Source organism: Streptomyces barkulensis, from assembly GCF_002843305.1.
In the GTDB taxonomy this organism is placed as follows: domain Bacteria; phylum Actinomycetota; class Actinomycetes; order Streptomycetales; family Streptomycetaceae; genus Streptomyces; species Streptomyces barkulensis.
Window position 1 is genome coordinate 103,928 of the sequence record NZ_PGSG01000006.1, and the last position, 16,470, is coordinate 120,397.

General features: G+C 72.2%; 16 protein-coding genes and 1 tRNA gene. 10 read left to right on the forward strand and 7 right to left on the reverse strand.

The features are described from left to right. Positions 1-18 precede the first annotated feature (18 nt). The 3 genes from CUT83_RS00890 to CUT83_RS00900 are packed head-to-tail and all read right to left on the reverse strand — an operon-like array spanning position 19 to position 2,875. Complete coding sequence (locus CUT83_RS00890; protein WP_194074691.1) at positions 19-675, reverse strand: TrmH family RNA methyltransferase; 657 nt, start codon at positions 673-675, stop codon at positions 19-21. Between the two features lie 41 nt (positions 676-716). Further along, entirely contained in the window at positions 717-2,138 is a 1,422-nt protein-coding gene (locus CUT83_RS00895; protein ID WP_439144990.1) for an HTTM domain-containing protein, read from the reverse strand. Beyond that, positions 2,135-2,875 (reverse strand): DUF5819 family protein, encoded by a 741-nt coding sequence (locus CUT83_RS00900; protein WP_240958099.1) that lies wholly within the window; start codon positions 2,873-2,875, stop codon positions 2,135-2,137. The genes CUT83_RS00895 and CUT83_RS00900 overlap by 4 nt, the downstream gene beginning before the upstream one ends. 195 nt (positions 2,876-3,070) lie before the next feature. On the opposite strand from CUT83_RS00900, the gene paaA reads away from it, so the two are divergent. From paaA to CUT83_RS00925, 5 genes are all read left to right on the forward strand, one after another. Then, the gene (paaA, locus tag CUT83_RS00905; RefSeq protein ID WP_101253959.1) at positions 3,071-4,057 is read left to right on the forward strand and encodes a 1,2-phenylacetyl-CoA epoxidase subunit PaaA; all 987 of its coding nucleotides are present in this window, start codon (positions 3,071-3,073) and stop codon (positions 4,055-4,057) included. Continuing rightward, on the forward strand, positions 4,054-4,341 hold the full coding sequence (paaB, locus tag CUT83_RS00910) for a 1,2-phenylacetyl-CoA epoxidase subunit PaaB (protein WP_093851005.1): 288 nt from the start codon (positions 4,054-4,056) through the stop codon (positions 4,339-4,341). The genes paaA and paaB overlap by 4 nt, the downstream gene beginning before the upstream one ends. Continuing rightward, positions 4,338-5,060: a 1,2-phenylacetyl-CoA epoxidase subunit PaaC gene (gene paaC, locus CUT83_RS00915; protein WP_101253960.1), complete on the forward strand. Its 723-nt coding sequence runs from the start codon at positions 4,338-4,340 to the stop codon at positions 5,058-5,060. The genes paaB and paaC overlap by 4 nt, the downstream gene beginning before the upstream one ends. A gap of 68 nt (positions 5,061-5,128) precedes the next feature. Further along, on the forward strand, positions 5,129-5,620 hold the full coding sequence (paaD, locus tag CUT83_RS00920) for a 1,2-phenylacetyl-CoA epoxidase subunit PaaD (RefSeq protein ID WP_165869546.1): 492 nt from the start codon (positions 5,129-5,131) through the stop codon (positions 5,618-5,620). Then, positions 5,617-6,684, forward strand: coding sequence for a 2Fe-2S iron-sulfur cluster-binding protein (locus CUT83_RS00925; protein WP_101253962.1), 1,068 nt, complete (start codon positions 5,617-5,619; stop codon positions 6,682-6,684). Before paaD ends, CUT83_RS00925 begins: the two co-directional genes overlap by 4 nt. A gap of 185 nt (positions 6,685-6,869) precedes the next feature. Here the strand turns inward: CUT83_RS00925 and CUT83_RS00930 are convergent, their stop codons facing one another. The 4 genes from CUT83_RS00930 to CUT83_RS00945 form a co-directional block, all read right to left on the reverse strand. After that, positions 6,870-7,211, reverse strand: a complete 342-nt coding sequence (locus CUT83_RS00930; RefSeq protein WP_101253963.1) for a rhodanese-like domain-containing protein — start codon at positions 7,209-7,211, stop codon at positions 6,870-6,872. Between the two features lie 105 nt (positions 7,212-7,316). After that, the gene (locus CUT83_RS00935) at positions 7,317-8,249 is read right to left on the reverse strand and encodes a J domain-containing protein (RefSeq protein ID WP_420882451.1); all 933 of its coding nucleotides are present in this window, start codon (positions 8,247-8,249) and stop codon (positions 7,317-7,319) included. 244 nt (positions 8,250-8,493) lie between these two features. After that, positions 8,494-9,927: a DUF2252 domain-containing protein gene (locus CUT83_RS00940; protein WP_101253964.1), complete on the reverse strand. Its 1,434-nt coding sequence runs from the start codon at positions 9,925-9,927 to the stop codon at positions 8,494-8,496. A 219-nt stretch (positions 9,928-10,146) separates the two neighbouring features. Beyond that, positions 10,147-10,230 (reverse strand) — tRNA-Leu (locus CUT83_RS00945). Between the two features lie 323 nt (positions 10,231-10,553). On the opposite strand from CUT83_RS00945, the gene CUT83_RS00950 reads away from it, so the two are divergent. From CUT83_RS00950 to CUT83_RS00970, 5 genes are read left to right on the forward strand one after another with little or no spacing between them, the layout of a single operon-like run. Further along, on the forward strand, positions 10,554-11,378 hold the full coding sequence (locus CUT83_RS00950; protein ID WP_101253965.1) for an FHA domain-containing protein: 825 nt from the start codon (positions 10,554-10,556) through the stop codon (positions 11,376-11,378). A 10-nt stretch (positions 11,379-11,388) separates the two neighbouring features. Then, positions 11,389-11,889 carry an FHA domain-containing protein FhaB/FipA gene (locus CUT83_RS00955; RefSeq protein WP_093851012.1) on the forward strand — a complete coding sequence of 167 codons (501 nt, stop codon included), beginning with the start codon at positions 11,389-11,391 and terminating at the stop codon, positions 11,887-11,889. Positions 11,890-11,914: 25 nt separating this feature from the next. Then, positions 11,915-13,516 (forward strand): Stp1/IreP family PP2C-type Ser/Thr phosphatase, encoded by a 1,602-nt coding sequence (locus CUT83_RS00960; protein ID WP_101253966.1) that lies wholly within the window; start codon positions 11,915-11,917, stop codon positions 13,514-13,516. Between the two features lie 16 nt (positions 13,517-13,532). After that, complete coding sequence (locus CUT83_RS00965; RefSeq protein WP_101253967.1) at positions 13,533-14,945, forward strand: FtsW/RodA/SpoVE family cell cycle protein; 1,413 nt, start codon at positions 13,533-13,535, stop codon at positions 14,943-14,945. Next, positions 14,942-16,399 (forward strand): peptidoglycan D,D-transpeptidase FtsI family protein, encoded by a 1,458-nt coding sequence (locus CUT83_RS00970; RefSeq protein WP_101253968.1) that lies wholly within the window; start codon positions 14,942-14,944, stop codon positions 16,397-16,399. Before CUT83_RS00965 ends, CUT83_RS00970 begins: the two co-directional genes overlap by 4 nt. Positions 16,400-16,470: the final 71 nt, after the last annotated feature.

The window sequence follows — 16,470 nt, forward strand, 5'->3', positions numbered from 1 at the left end:
GTTCCCGGCGGGGCGCTCTCAGCCGATGTCGGCGTGCGCGCGGATCCAGGCGTGCATGGCGATGGCCGCCGCCGCGCCCGCGTTGATGGACCGGGTGGAGCCGAACTGGGCGATGGAACAGACGCGTTCGGCGTGCTTCCAGGCCTCCTGCGTCAGCCCCGGGCCTTCCTGGCCGAAGAGCAGCACACAGCGGCGGGGCAGTTCGGTCGTCTCCAGCGGGACGGCGCCGGGGAGGTTGTCGATCCCGATGACCGGCAGTCCCTCGGCCCGTGCCCAGTCGGCCAGCGCGGCCACGTCCGGGTGGTGGGTGATGTGCTGGTACCGGTCGGTGACCATCGCACCGCGCCGGTTCCACCGGCGCTTTCCGACGATGTGGATCTCCCTGGCCAGGAAGGCGTTGGCGGTGCGCACGACACTGCCGATGTTGAAGTCGTGGTTCCAGTTCTCCACCGCGACGTGGAAGTCGTGCCGCCGGGTGTCGAGGTCGGCGACGATCGCCTCCCGGGTCCAGTAGCGGTAGCGGTCCGCGACGTTGCGCCGGTCGCCGGCGGCCAGCAGTTCCGGGTCGTATCGCTCACCGGCCGGCCACGGCTCGGGGTGGGGGCCGACGCCCACCTCCGTGCCGTAGCCCTCGTCGTACTGCACCGGCTCGTCCCGCACGGGCTCGTTCCGCACAGGCTCGTCCCGCACGGGCCGGCTCTCCCTCTCGCCTTCGCTCACCCCACGAGGGTACGTGCGGGGCCGACGGCCCCGGAGGCCCCGGACGGCTCCGTCTCCCCCTCCGGCTCGCGCGGGCGGCCGCGGCGCAGCCGTCCGGCCACCCGGGAAGCCCTGGCCCCGATCCAGACCAGGAAGACCGTCGGCAGGAAGACGGCGTCGGCCGCGATCATCGCGAGCGAGAAGAAGGGCAGCCCGAGAATGACGGCGATGGAGGCGTGCTCCAGCATCATCACGGCGAGCAGCACGTTCTTCACCCGGCGGTTGAAGAGGGTGAAGGGGAAGGCGACCTGGACGATCACCGTGCCGTAGGTGAGCAGCAGGACCATCAGCCCACTGCTGCCCAGCACCTCGGCGAGGGCCGGCCAGGGGGAGAAGTAGTCCAGGTGCAGGGGGTAGTAGACGGCGGTGCCGTCCTGCCAGCGGGAGCCCTGGATCTTGTACCAGCCCGCGGTCGCGTAGATCAGGCAGACCTCGACCATGATGATCAGCAGGACGGCGTTGTGGACGATGTTGCCCAGGACGTCCATCAGCCGACGGACGTTCTCCCGCCCGGCCCGTCCGTCCGCGGGGCGGGTGACGTACCACCACAGTCCGTACACCAGCCACAGGCCCCACAGGAAGGTCGCCCAGCCCACGTAGAGCACCGGTCCGTCGTCGCCGAACCAGCTCAGCCGGCCGCCCGCGGTGGCCACCAGCAGGACGGCGCCGAGCAGCGACCACAGCGCGATGCCGACCAGATCGTTCCCTCCGGCGCCCGCGCCGCTCCCGGCACCGAAGCGGCGGGCGCGGCGGGCGTCGAGCGACCAGACCCGGCCGCAGCGGGTGAGCACCAGGTACATCGCCATCAGATGGATGACGTTGTCGCCGCCGTCGCCCATGAAGACGCTGCGGTTCTGCAGGGAGAGCACACCGACCATGAACAGCACCGACATGGTCCTGGTGCGCCAGCCGACCAGCAGCGCGGCGGAGGAGAGGACGGCGAGGGCGTAGACGGCCTCGAACCAGACGGCGCTGTCGGACCACAGCAGCACCGTGAAGGCGTGGTTGCTCGCCACCAGCCGCTCGCCCAGCTCCCAGCTCCACGGGCCGTCCGGGCCGTACAGCTCGCGCCGGTGGGGCCACTCGAAGAGCAGGAAGACCAGCCAGGTGAAGGAGAAGCCGATCCGGACGACCGCGCTCTGGTACGGGCCCAGCGCCCGGTCGCTGACCTTGACGATGCCGCTCACGACCGCTTCGTCGACCCTCGACAGCAGGCGCCGCGACCGCGGACCGGGCGGCGCGGCGGGCGGTTCGCCGGCCGGCCGCTCCCCGGCCCCGGGCGGCTGCTCCCCGGCCCGCCGGGCGCCGGGGACGGACGCGGCGGGGGCGGGGACGGGGGCGGGAACGGGGGCGGGGGAGCCGTTCTCGGACTGTGTCACTGGTCCTCCGGGATGTCCGTGCGGTCGACCGGCCACCAGGGCAGCACCCGGTACGTGGTCCCGGTGTCCGCTCTCTCACCGCTCCACGGCGGCGGCGCGACCGGTGTGGTCGCCGACCGCACCTGTACGCGCCGGATCTCGCCGCCGTTCAGCTCGGGCCCGAACCGCGACATCACGATCCGCCGCAGATACTCCTCGGAGAGGTCCCCGCGCAGCCCGTTGGAGCGGTTCTCCGCGTCGTGCGAGCCGGTGAAGAAGTCCCAGGCGCGGCGGAGCTCGTTCTGGTCGGTGTGGCTGGGGAAGGGGTTGCCGCGGATGTTGCCGATGTCCATCGCCGTCAGGTCCACCCAGCCGGTCCGCTCGCGTCCGCCGTCCGGCCGGACCACCTCCGCGCGGGCGTGGACGGCGATGTTCTGCTGGAGCGGGTTGGGGGCGAACAGCTTCCAGTTCTGCTCGAACTCGGGGTTGATGTAGTCCGAGACCGTCGAACCGTGCTGCTTGCTGAGGGTGTTGTCCGGCGCGACGTGCAGGAAGACCATCGCCAGGTGCACGCCGGTGAGCACGGTGACGACGCCCAGCGCCACCGCGACGGCGATCCGCGCCGCGGGCGGGAGCGACATCACCCCCGGGGCGTCCCCGGGGGGCTCCTCCGGAAGCGTCCCGGAGGATCCGCCGTCCGCCGCCGGGGGCGGCGCGTCCGGGGGCGCCTCATGGCGCGTCTGTACTTGTGGATCCATGCCCTCCCCGATCTCGGGCCCGGCCGGGCCCCGCTCTCACGACCCCGCGACACCGGTCGCGTTCCCCCGCGGCCGCCCCGGTCCGCGGCGGCCCTACGAGGTTATCCACAGCCTTGACACCTTGGGGCCCGGACGACCACCATTGAACCGAACGATCGGTCGGTTGGTTCCTCGCCAGGAGCAAGGGAGCTCTGCATGACGACGCTGCTGCCGGAGACGGACCGGGGCGGAGGTCCCGGAGCGCACGAGGAGGCGTTCGACGCGGCGATCGCGGCGGACGAGCGGATCGAGCCGCGCGACTGGATGCCCGACGCCTACCGCGCCACGCTGGTGCGCCAGATCGCCCAGCACGCCCACTCCGAGATCATCGGCATGCAGCCGGAGGCCAACTGGATCACGCGTGCGCCCTCACTGCGCCGCAAGGCGATCCTGATGGCCAAGGTGCAGGACGAGGCGGGGCACGGGCTCTATCTCTACAGCGCCGCCGAGACACTCGGCGCCAGTCGCGACGAGCTGCTGGACAAGCTGCACTCCGGGCGCCAGAAGTACTCCTCGATCTTCAACTACCCCACCCTGACCTGGGCCGACGTCGGCGCGATCGGCTGGCTTGTGGACGGCGCGGCCATCACCAACCAGGTGCCGCTGTGCCGCTGCTCCTACGGGCCCTACGCGCGGGCCATGGTCCGTGTCTGCAAGGAGGAGTCCTTCCACCAGCGCCAGGGGTACGAGCTGCTGCTCGCGCTGAGCCGGGGCACCGAGGCCCAGCACGCCATGGCGCAGGACGCCGTGGACCGCTGGTGGTGGCCGTCGCTGATGATGTTCGGGCCGCCCGACGACGCCTCGAAGCACTCGGCCCAGTCGATGGCCTGGAAGATCAAGCGGCACTCCAACGACGAGCTGCGCCAGCGCTTCGTGGACATCTGCGTGCCCCAGGCCGAGTCCCTCGGGCTGACCCTGCCCGACCCCGAGCTGCGGTGGAACGGGGAGCGCGGACACTACGACTTCGGGCCGATCGACTGGTCCGAGTTCCACGAGGTGCTGCGCGGCAACGGCCCCTGCAACGAGCAGCGGCTGGACCGCCGCCGCCGCGCCCACGAGGAGGGCGCCTGGGTGCGCGAGGCCGCCGCGGCGTACGCCCGCAAGCACGGCGAGCAGGACGGCGACGGAAGGACGGCGGCATGACCACCAGCGAATGGCCCCTGTGGGAGGTCTTCGTCCGCAGCAGGCGCGGCCTGTCCCACACCCACGCCGGAAGCCTGCACGCGCCCGACGCCGAGATGGCCCTGCGCAACGCGCGGGACCTGTACACCCGGCGGTCGGAGGGCGTCTCGATCTGGGTGGTGCCGTCCTCGGCGGTCACCGCCTCCTCGCCCGACGAGAAGGATCCGTTCTTCGAGCCCGCCGCCGACAAGCCCTACCGCCACCCCACCTTCTACGAGGTCCCGGAAGGGGTGCGACACCTGTGAGCGCTCCCCGTACGGCCGTGCTGGCCCTCGGCGACGACGCGCTGGTCCTCTCCCACCGGCTGGGGGAGTGGGCCGGGAACGCGCCCGTTCTGGAAGAGGATGTCGCCCTCGCCAACATCGCGCTGGATCTCCTGGGCCAGGCCCGCACCCTGCTGACGATGGCCGGGGACGAGGACGAGCTGGCGTATCTCCGCGAGGAGCGGGCCTTCACCAACGTGCAGCTCGTCGAGCAGCCGAACGGCGACTTCGCCCACACCATCGCCCGCCAGCTGTACTTCTCCGCCTACCAGGAGCTGCTGTACGAGCGGCTGGCCGGTGGCGGCACCGACGACGCGGAGCTCGCCGCGCTGGCCGCCAAGGCGGTCAAGGAGGTCGCCTACCACCGCGACCACGCCGAGCACTGGACGCTGCGCCTGGGCGACGGCACCGAGGCGAGCCACAAGCGCATGAAGGACGCGCTGGAGGGGCTGTGGCGCTACACCGGCGAACTGTTCCGGCCCGTCGAGGGCCTGAACGTCGACTGGGCCGGGCTGGACGAGGAGTGGGCGCGGCGCATCACCGCCGTGCTGGAGCGTGCGACCCTCACCGTCCCCGAAGGGCCGCGGAGCAGCCCCTGGGCCGCCGGCGCCGGACGGCAGGGCGTCCACACCGAGCCGTTCGGCCGGATGCTCGCCGAGATGCAGCATCTGCACCGCAGCCACCCGGGAGCGTCGTGGTGACGCCCCCGGCAAAGGCGGCGGAAGCGACGGCGGAAGCGACTGCGGAGACGGCTGCGGAGACAACGGGGCTGGAGGCGGAGCTGCGTGAGATCGCCGGCTCCGTCCCGGACCCGGAACTGCCGGTGGTGTCCCTGGCCGAGCTGGGAGTGCTGCGCGGTCTGCACATGACCGGGCCCGGCCGGGTGGAGGTCGAGCTGACCCCCACCTACACCGGCTGCCCGGCGGTGGAGGCGATGTCCGCCGACGTGGAGCGGGCGCTGCGCGAGCACGGTGTGGCGGAGGTGACGGTCCGCACGGTCCTCTCCCCGCCCTGGACGACGGACGCGATCACCGCCGAGGGCCGCCGCAAGCTGGCCGAGTTCGGGATAGCCCCGCCCCGGCCCGGCGCGGGTGCCTCCGACGGTGGCGGTCCGGTCACGGTGGACCTGGCCATCCGCTGTCCCCACTGCGGCTCGACCGACACCACCCTGCTCAGCCGCTTCTCCTCCACCGCCTGCAAGGCGCTGCGCCGCTGCGCCTCCTGCCGGGAGCCGTTCGACCACTTCAAGGAGCTGCTATGAGGTTCCATCCGCTCCGGGTCCGCGAGGTCGAGCGGCTCACGGACGACTCGGTGGCCGTGGCGTTCGAGGTGCCGCCCGAGCTGCACGACACCTTCCGCCACGTCCCGGGCCAGCACGTCACCCTGCGGCGCGAGGTGGACGGCGCGGAGGTGCGCCGCACCTACTCCGTCTGCTCCCCCGCCGTCCCCGCGCCCGCCGAGCCGGTGCTCCGGGTCGGCATCCGGCTGGTGGAGGGCGGCGCGTTCTCCGTCCACGCCGTCAAGGAGCTGTCCGCCGGGGACACGGTCGACGTGATGCCCCCGACGGGCCGCTTCACCCTGCGTCCCCGCCCCGGCCGCTTCGCGGCTGTCGTCGGCGGCAGCGGTATCACGCCGGTGCTGTCCATCGCCGCCACGCTGCTGGCCGAGGAGCCGGACGCCCGGTTCTGCCTGATCCGCACCGACCGCACCGCGGCGTCGGCGATGTTCCTGGACGAGGTCGCCGAGCTGAAGGACCGCCACCCGGACCGCTTCCATCTGGTGCACACGCTCTCCCGCGAGGAGCGCCAGGCGGGCCTGCCCACCGGGCGGCTCGACGCCGAGCGCCTCGCCGACCTGCTGCCCGCCCTGCTGCCGGTGCCCGACGTGGACGGCTGGTTCCTGTGCGGGCCACACGGGCTGGTACGGGAGTCCGAGCGCGCGCTGACCGCGCTCGGGGTGCCCGCCGCCGCGGTCCACCAGGAGATCTTCCATGTGGACGACGCCTCCCCGGCCGCGGAGCAGCGGACTGCCGCCCGTACCGCGCCGGGCGGTTCCAAGCTCACCGCCACGCTCGACGGCCGGATGGGCGTCTGGCCCGCCGCCGAGGGCGAGACGCTGCTGGAGACGGTGCTGCGCAACCGCTCCGACGCGCCCTACGCCTGCAAGGGCGGGGTGTGCGGCACCTGCCGTGTGCGGCTGGTGTCCGGCGAGGTGAGCATGGACCGCAACTTCGCCCTGGAGCCGGAGGAGGTCTCGGCGGGGTATGTGCTGGCCTGCCAGTCACGGCCGGTCACCGAGGCCGTCGAGGTGGACTTCGACGCCTGAGGAGCCCCCTGTTCCCCGGTGCCCCTCAGAGCGCCTCAGGGCGTCTCAGAGCACCTCAGGGCCCCTCAGAGCACCTCAGGGCTTCTCAGGCGGTACGGCCCACGGCCCTTCCGTACGGCCGGCTTTCGCACAGCCGGCGGGCCCGGCGCACTCCGACCCCGCGCCGGGCCCCTCTCGCTCACACCTCACGCCACGTGGGCGGGCCCCTGCCCGTCGTTCACCAGCGGCTTCCCGGCCGCCTCCCAGGCCAGCATGCCGCCGTCGACGTTCACCGCGTCGATGCCCTGCCCCAGCAGGTACCGCGTGACCTGCGCCGACCGGCCGCCGACCCGGCAGACCACGTACACCCGCCGATCCGCGGCCTTCTCGGTCACCTCGCCGAACCGCTCCACGAACTCGCTCATCGGCACGTGCAGGGCCGCCTCGGCGTGCCCGGCCGCCCACTCGTCGTCCTCCCGGACGTCCAGCAGCAGGCCCTCCGACGGCACCGCCGTGGCCTCCACCGAAGGAATCCGGCCGTACTGCATCAGGTCACGCCCCTCTCACCCGGCCCCGGTCCTCCGGCGCCGTCTCGCACACTCGCACACTCGCACGCTCCGGCCGGACGCCCCGCCCGGCCACCGGCCGGGAACCTAACCCGTCGGCCCCGGCCGCTCCGCCTGGTGGCCGGTCCACCCCGCCTGCCCCATCCGGCCGTTCAGCTCGGCCAGACGCGCCTCCTTCTCGGCGATCCGCTCGCGCAGCCGCCCGGCGATCTCCTCCAGCAGGCCGTCCGGATCGTCGGGCGCGAGCCTGAGCATGGAGCCGATCGCGCCCTCCTCCAGTTCCGCCACGGCCGCGGCCAGCGTCTCCTTGCGCCGCGCCAGCCACTCCAGGCGCGCGTACAGCTCCTCGCCGCGGGCGGCCGCCCGCTCCGCTACGGTCGGCGGCCCCGCGGTCCACTCCTCGGCCAGCGCGGCGAGCGTCTCCTCGTCACCGTCGGAGTACGCCTTGTTCACCCGGGTCATGAACTCCTCGCGCCGCCCGCGCTCCGCCTCGTCCTGCACCAGGTCCGGATGCGCGGAGCGCACCAGCTCCCGGTACAGACGCCTGGCCCGCTCGCTGGGCCGCACCCGCTCCGGAGGCCGCACCCGCTGCCCGGTGAGCATCGCGACGGCCTCCGGCGGCAGCCCGGCGGAGTCCATCCAGCCCTGGTACAGCTCCTCCACGGCCGGCATCGGCAGGAAGGACGCACGGGCCTCGCGCGCCCTGCGCACGTCCTCGGGGTCGCCGGTGCACGCGGCCAGCGCCTCGGCGATCAGGACGTCCAGTTCCTCGATCCGGCCGTACAGCGGGCCGAGCCGCTGCTCGTGCAGCCGGGAGAAGTTCTCCACCTCGACCCGGAAGGTCTCCACGGCGATCTCGTACTCGATCAGCGCCGTCTCGGCCGCGCGCACGGCCCGCTCCAGACGCTCGACGGCCTCCCCGTCGGCGCTCGGGGCGGCCTCCGGCGCGTCCTGCGGTTCGTGCGGCTCGTGCGGTTCGTGCCCGGCCTGCCGGGCTTCCTGCTGGGCTTCCGGATCCACGGGCTTCCTCGCGACGGCGTTCCACTGCGCCCCGGCCCTGACCGTGACCCTGACCGGGATTCGCGCCGCGGCCACCGGGAAGGTCCCCGGCCGGACGGCGGCACCACCCGGCCAGCCTACGGCTCCCCCTGCCCGGGCCCCACATCCCGCCCTCACAACCCGCCTGCACTCCCGCCTCCGCGCAGGCTCCCGCAGGCCCCCGCGGGCCCCCGCGGCCCCTCAAGCGCGGCCCCGCGTCCCGTCCTCACACCTCCCGCTCGGCCGGCAGCCGCCCGGCGCGCACCGCGGCCGCCAGCTCCGCGTGGTCCCTCTCGGTACGGTCGGCGTAGGCGACCGCGAAGGCGGCCACCGCCTCGTCCAGTTCCTCCGACTTGCCGCAGTACCCCGCCAGCAGCAGCGGATCGGCGCTGTGGGAGTGCGCACGGGCCAGCAGGGCCCCGGTCATCCGCGCGTAGTCGTCGATCTCGTCGGCGCCCAGCGCCGCGGGGTCCACGCTGCCCTTGCGGTTGCGGAACTGCCTCACCTGGTACGGCCGCCCCTCCACCGTCGTCCACCCCAGCAGCGTGTCGGAGACCACCTGCATGCGCTGCTGCCCCAGCACCACCCGGCGCCCCTCGTGTCCCTCGTGCCCCGCACCCGACTCCGGCCCCGGCTCCGCCTCCGGCCCGGTGATGCCCGTCAGGGCCGTGTACGGCCGCAGCACCGACGGCCGCGCCTCCTTCACCTGGAGCACCAGCGGCTTGCCCCGGTGGTCCAGGAGCAGCACCACGTACGAGCGCGTGCCCACGCTGCCGGTGCCCACGACCCGGAACGCCACGTCGTGGATCGCGTACCGCGCCAGCAGCGGCAGCCGGTCCTCGGGCAGCGTTCCCAGGTACTCCTCCAGCGAGGCGGCCACGGCCGCCGCCTCCTCGTCCGACGCCCTGCGCAGCACCGGCGGGGCGTCCACGAAGACCCGGCCGCCGTCGCCGGTCTCCCGGGTGGACTTGGCGGCGAAGCGCGCACTGGTGTTGCGCCGGGCCTTCTCCGAGACCCGCCGGAGGGTGCCCAGCAGGTCGTGGGCGTCGGCGTGCGAGACGAGTTCCTCGTCGGCGACGGCGTTCCAGGCGTCGGCCGCCGGCATCCTCGCCAGCAGCCGCAGGGTGTGCCGGTAGGCGCCGGCCGCGTCGCAGGCCGCCGTCCGGCACACGTCCTCGTCCGCACCCGCCTCCCGCCCGGCCAGCACCAGGGAGGCGGCCAGCCGCTTGAGGTCCCACTCCCAGGGGCCGCGCACGGTCTCGTCGAAGTCGTTCAGGTCGATGGTCAGTCCGCCGCGGGCGTCGCCGTAGAGGCCGAAGTTCGCGGCGTGCGCGTCACCGCAGATCTGCGCGCCGACACCGGTGGCGGGTGTGCCGTGCGCCAGGTCGTACGCCATCAGCCCGGCGGAGCCGCGCAGGAACGCGAAGGGGGAGGCGACCATCCGGCCGACCCGGATCGGCACCAGTTCCCCGATCCGGCCCCGGTTGGACTCCTCCACGGCCGTCACCGCGTCCGGCCGCCCCGGAGCCTCGAAGAACCCGGCGTGCGCCCGCCTGGGCACCGCCTCCCGCAGCGCCCTGCCCTCCCGCTTCGGTGCCCGCGGGCTCCTCCGGTCCGCGAAGCCCGGCACATACGGCAGCCGCTCGTCCACGGCCCCCACCCCCTGCTCCTTACCAGCGGTCGGCGGCGGGCCAGCGCACCGACCGGGGCGGACCCGCGCCGACCGCGACGATCAGCGGACTCGAAGGTACCCCTCGGCCCGGCGCCGGGCAGCCCCGGACCGCCCCGGAACCGCGACCGGTCCGGAACCGCGACCGCCCGGAAAACGAAGCGAGCCTCTCACGGTGACTTTCGTCACCGTGAGAGGCTCGTCTCTCTGTGCGCGAGGGGGGAGTTGAACCCCCACGCCCTTTCGGGCACTGGAACCTGAATCCAGCGCGTCTGCCTATTCCGCCACCCGCGCATGGGTGTTGCCGCTCTGATTCTCCCACACCCTCCGGACTGCTCTCGTCCGGTCCGGCGGGATCGCCTGGCGACACACAGAACATTAGCACGCTGTCCGGGGTGGTCTCACACCCATATCGACCGCCCACGGTTTGGGACACTGGTCCCGTGCCACCTCTACGATCCGTGTGAGGGTTGACACCCGCGCGCCGGGCCCCGGTGGGGAACCAGCCGTTCACCCCGCGCGTGGATACGATCAGTAAGCAGTATCGGAAGGCAACGCGTCGTGCGCGACCGCGACCGGCGCACTGAAGCCGTGGGCATCGGGGAAGGAGGTGCACCGTGGGAGTTCTGAAGCGCTTCGAGCAGCGTCTCGAGGGTCTCGTCAACGGCACCTTCGCCAAGGTGTTCAAATCCGAGGTGCAGCCCGTCGAGATCGCGGGCGCCCTCCAGCGCGAGTGCGACAACAACGCCACCATCTGGAACCGGGAGCGGACGGTCGTCCCCAACGACTTCGTCGTCCAGCTCAGCGCACCGGACTTCGAGCGCCTCAGCCCCTACTCCGGGCAGCTCGGCGACGAGCTGGCCGGCATGGTGCGCGAGTACGCCAAGCAGCAGCGCTACACGTTCATGGGCTCGGTCAAGGTCGGCCTGGAGCGGGCCGACGACCTCGACACCGGCCTGTACCGGGTGCGCAGCCGCACCCTCGCCTCCAGCACCTCCCAGCACCAGTCCCCGCACGGCGCGCCGCCTCCCGCACACGCCCCCGGAGCCCCCGGAGCCCCCGGCGGCTACGGGTACCCGCCACAGCGCCCGGCCGGTCCGCCTCCCATGCCCGCCGGACCGCCCCCCGGGCACGCCCCCGGCGCTCCGGTGCCGCCCGGCCGGACCCGCCGCTGGATCGAGATCAACGGCACCCGCCACCAGATCTCCCGCCCCACCCTGGTGCTGGGCCGCTCCACCGAGACCGACGTGCGGATCGACGATCCCGGTGTCTCGCGGCGCCACTGCGAGATCAGGGCCGGAAATCCGGCGACGGTCCAGGATCTGGGCTCCACCAACGGCATCGTGGTGGACGGACAGCACACCACGCACGCTACGCTCCGCGACGGCTCACGCATCGTCGTGGGCAGCACCACGATCATTTACCGGCAAGCCGAAGGGTGAAGCGGGGGCAATGTCAGAGCTGACCCTGACGGTCATGCGGTTGGGTTTTCTCGCCGTACTGTGGCTGTTCGTCATCGTGACCGTGCAGGTCATCAGGAGCGACCTCTTCGGCACCCGCGTGACCCAGCGCACGGCCCGCCGCGCCGAGGCCCAGCGCCCTCCCCAGCCGCGCCAGGCCCCGCAGCAGGCGGCCCGCGGCGGGCGGCAGCGCCGCGGCGCCCCGACCAAGCTGGTGGTCACCGAGGGGTCGCTCACCGGCACCACCGTGGCCCTCCAGGGCCAGACCATCACGCTCGGCCGGGCCCACGACTCGACGATCGTGCTGGACGACGACTACGCCTCCAGCCGCCACGCCAGGATCTACCCGGACCGCGACGGCCAGTGGATCGTCGAGGACCTGGGCTCCACCAACGGCACGTACCTGGACCGGACCCGGCTCACCACACCGACACCGATCCCGCCCGGTGCGCCGATCCGCATCGGCAAGACGGTCATCGAGCTGCGGAAGTAGTGAACGCGACCATGACGACCGGAGGGTGGGCACCGTGCGGATGTACCCGGAGCCGACGGGCGAGGTGCGCATGAGTCTGTCACTGCGCTTCGCCGCCGGATCGCACAGAGGCATGATCCGCGAGGGCAACGAGGACTCCGGCTACGCCGGTCCCCGGCTGCTCGCGATCGCCGACGGGATGGGCGGCCAGGCCGCCGGCGAGGTCGCCAGCTCGGAGGTGATCTCGATCCTCGTGCAGCTGGACGACGACGTCCCCGGCTCCGACCTGCTCACCTCGCTGGGAACGGCGGTGCAGCGCGCCAACGAGCAGCTGCGCGTCATGGTCGAGGAGGACCCGCAGCTGGAGGGCATGGGCACCACGCTCACCGCCCTGCTGTGGACGGGCCGGCGGCTCGGCCTGGTGCACGTCGGCGACTCCCGCGCGTATCTGCTGCGCGACGGCCGGCTCACCCAGATCACCCAGGACCACACCTGGGTCCAGCGCCTGGTGGACGAGGGCCGGATCACCGAGGAGGAGGCCACCACCCACCCGCAGCGCTCCCTGCTGATGCGCGCGCTGGGCAGCGGCGACCACGTGGAGCCGGACCTGTCCATCCGCGAGGTGCGGGCCGGGGACCGCTATCTGCTGTGCTCCGACGGCCTGTCCGGCGTCGTCAGCCACCAGACGATGGAGGAGACCCTCGCCGCCCACCAGGAGCCGCACGAGACCGTGCAGGAGCTGATCCAGCTCGCCCTGCGCGGCGGCGGTCCCGACAACATCACCTGCATCGTCGCGGACGTCCTGGACGTCGGCGACGACACCCTCGCCGGCCGGCTCAACGACACCCCGGTCATCGTCGGCGCCGTCGCCGAGAACCAGCAGCAGCTCGGCGACCCCGGCGCCCTCCGGACCCCCGCCGCCCGCGCCGCCGAACTCGGCCGCGGCGGAGTGCCCCAGCAGCAGTCGGCCGAAGGCCCGCAGGGAAGCTTCGGCCCGCCCGGCAGCGGTGGCACCACCCCGCCCGCCGGAGCGTTCGGCGCCTACGCCGAGGGCGACTTCGCCAAGCCGCGCAAGCGGTTCAGGTGGCTGAAGCGGATCTTCCTCGCCCTGCTCGTCCTCGGCCTGCTCGGCGGCGGCCTGTACGGCGCCCACAGATGGACCCAGACCCAGTTCTACGTCGGGGCCGACGGCGACCGCGTCGCGATCTACCGCGGCATCAGCCAGAAGCTGGCCTGGATCCAGCTCAGCGAGGTCGAGCGGAGTTCGCCGGTCGAACTCAAGTACCTTCCGACCTACCAGCGCAACGAGGTCGAGGCCGGAATCTCCATGGACAGCCTCACCCAGGCGGAGAACCGGCTGGAGAAGCTGGCGGAGCAGGCCGAGGTCTGCGAGATCGTCGCCGCCCAGCGCAGGGCGAAGGAGCGCGCGGAGGCGGAGGCCGGGAAGGCCGACGAGAGCGGCTCCGCCCGCGAGGGCGCCGGGGCCGGCGAGCGCTCCGAGCCGTCCGCCTCCCCCGACCCGGCCGCGTCCTCTCCCGACTCCCTCAACTCCGCCGCCACCGCCAGCGTCAAGAGCCCGACCGCTCCCACTCCCGGCCCCACCCTCCCGGAGGAGCAGCAGAGGCTCGCCAAGCAGTGCACCACGTGATAGGGGGCCGCACGCCATGAGCACCAGTCAAGCCACCGGGACCACCGGCAGCAACACGACGATCTCCCCCGGAGGCCTGCCCAGCCGCCGCAACACCGAGCTGGCGATGCTCGTCTTCGCCGTGCTGATCCCGGTTTTCGCCTACGCCAACGTGGGCCTGGCCATCAACGGCGAGATGCCCGCGGGCATGCTCGGCTACGGCCTCGGCCTCGGTCTGATGGCCGGCGTGGCCCACCTCGTGGTGCGCAGATTCGCTCCGTACGCCGACCCGCTGATGCTGCCGATCGCCACGCTCCTCAACGGGCTGGGGCTGGTGCTGATCTGGCGGCTCGACCAGTCGGAGAGACTCGCCCTGCGCGGGGACGGGATCGCCGCGCCCAACCAGCTGATGTGGTCCGCGCTGGGGATAGCGCTCTTCCTCGGGGTGCTGGTCTTCCTCAAGGACCACCGCATTCTGCAGCGCTACACCTACATCTCCATGGTCGTCGCGCTGATCCTGCTGATCCTGCCGATGTTCTTCCCGGCGGTCTACGGCGCGAAGATCTGGATCACCATCGGCGGAATGTCCATCCAGCCCGGTGAGTTCGCCAAGATCATCATCGCGGTCTTCTTCGCCGGCTACCTGATGGTCAAGCGGGACGCCCTGGCACTGGCCAGCCGCCGTTTCCTGGGCCTGTACCTGCCGCGCGGCCGCGACCTGGGCCCGATTCTGGCGATCTGGGCCCTGAGCGTGCTCATCCTGGTCTTCGAGACCGACCTGGGCACCTCGCTGCTCTTCTTCGGCCTCTTCGTGGTGATGCTCTACGTGGCCACCGAGCGCACCAGCTGGATCCTCTTCGGCCTCACCCTGGCCGTCGTCGGCGCGGTGGCCGTGGCCAGCTTCGAGCCCCATGTGCAGGGCCGTGTCCAGGACTGGCTCGACCCGTTCCACACCGTCCGCGAGACCGGCCAGGTCAACCAGCCCGCGGCCGCCATGTGGGCCTTCGGCTCCGGAGGGATGCTCGGTGCCGGTCTGGGGCAGGGCCACTCGGACCTGATCGGCTTCGCCGCCAAGAGCGACTACATCTTCGCCACCGTCGGCGAGGAGCTGGGGCTGACCGGCGTCATGGCGATACTGCTGCTGTACGGCCTGCTGGTCGAGCGCGGCATCCGCACCGCCCTGGCCGCCCGCGACCCGTTCGGCAAGCTGCTGGCCGTCGGGCTGTCCTCGGCCTTCGCCATCCAGGTCTTCGTGGTGGCCGGCGGTGTGATGGCCCTGATCCCGCTGACCGGTATGACCATGCCCTTCCTCGCGCAGGGCGGTTCGTCCGTCATCTCCAACTGGGCACTGGTCGCGATCCTGCTGAAGATCAGCGACACCGCACGGCGACCCGCCCCCGCCCCCGCGCCCTCACCCGATGCCGAGATGACCCAGGTGGTCCGATCGTGAACAAGCCCCTGCGCCGTGTCGCCATCTTCTGCGGTCTGCTCATGGTCGCCCTGATGGTCCGCAGCAACTGGATCCAGTTCGCCCAGGGCGACGAGCTGAGGAACGACCCGAAGAACCGCCGTGTCGCCATCGAGCGGTACGCCCAGCCGCGCGGCAACATCATCGTCGACGGCAAGGCCGTCACCGGCTCGAAGGCGACCGAGGGCACCGACTTCAAGTACAAGCGGACGTACAAGAACGGCGAGATCTGGGCCCCGGTGACCGGCTACGCCTCCCAGGCCTTCGGTGCCACCCAGCTCGAGGCCATCTACGACGGCATCCTCACCGGCGACGACGACCGGCTGTTCTTCAACCAGACCATCGACATGTTCACCGGCGAGGACCAGAAGGGCGGCAACGTCGTCACGACGCTGGACGCCGACGTCCAGAAGGCCGGCTTCGAGACGATGGGCGACAAGAAGGGCGCGGCCGTCGCGATCAACCCCGAGACGGGCGCGATCCTGGGTCTGGTCAGCACCCCCTCCTACGACCCGTCCTCCTTCGCGGGGAACTCCTCCAAGGACGCGGAGAAGTGGAACTCCCTGCTGAAGGACGAGGACGAGCCGATGCTCAACCGGGCGCTGCGGCAGACCTATCCGCCCGGCTCGACGTTCAAGGTCGTCACGGCCGCCGCGGCGCTGGAGAGCGGCATGTACGACATCGACGAGAAGACCGACACCCCGGACCCGTACCGGCTGCCGCAGAGCACCACCGACCTGGGCAACGACGGCAACCACCCCTGTGAGGACGCCTCGCTGCGGGTGGCCATGCAGTGGTCGTGCAACACCGTCTTCGCCAAGATCAGCGACGAGCTCGGCAACGAGAAGATGATCGAGTACTCCGAGCGGTTCGGCTTCAACCAGGAGCACTTCGTCCCGGTCCGCGCCGCCGAGTCCGTCTACCCCGAGGACAACCGGCCGCAGAACGCCATGGCCGGCATCGGCCAGGCGTCCAACCGCGCCACCCCGCTCCAGATGGCCATGGTGGCCGCCGCCGTCGCCAACGACGGCAAGATGATGGAGCCGTACATGATGGACCAGCTCATCGCCCCGGGCCTCAACGTCGTCGAGGAGCACAAGCCCAGGGAGATGGGCGAGGTCGCCTCGGCGGAGAACGCCCAGAAGCTCCAGCAGATGATGGAGACGGTCGTCGAGAAGGGCACGGGAGTCCCCGCGCAGATCGACGGCGTCACGGTGGGCGGCAAGACCGGTACCGCGCAGCACGGTGAGAACAACGAGAAGAACCCGTACGCGTGGTTCATCTCGTACGCCAAGACCTCCGACGGCTCGACCCCGATCGCCGTCGCGGTCGTCGTCGAGAGCGCCGATGTCCTCCGCGACGACATCGCGGGCAGCAAGCTGGCCGCCCCGGTGGCCAAGGCCATGATGGAGGCGGCTCTCGACGGCAGGAGGTGACCGGGAGGCCCGGTCACCTCGGCGGTCACGCCGACGGTCACATCAGCGGTCACATCAGCGGTCGTATCCCG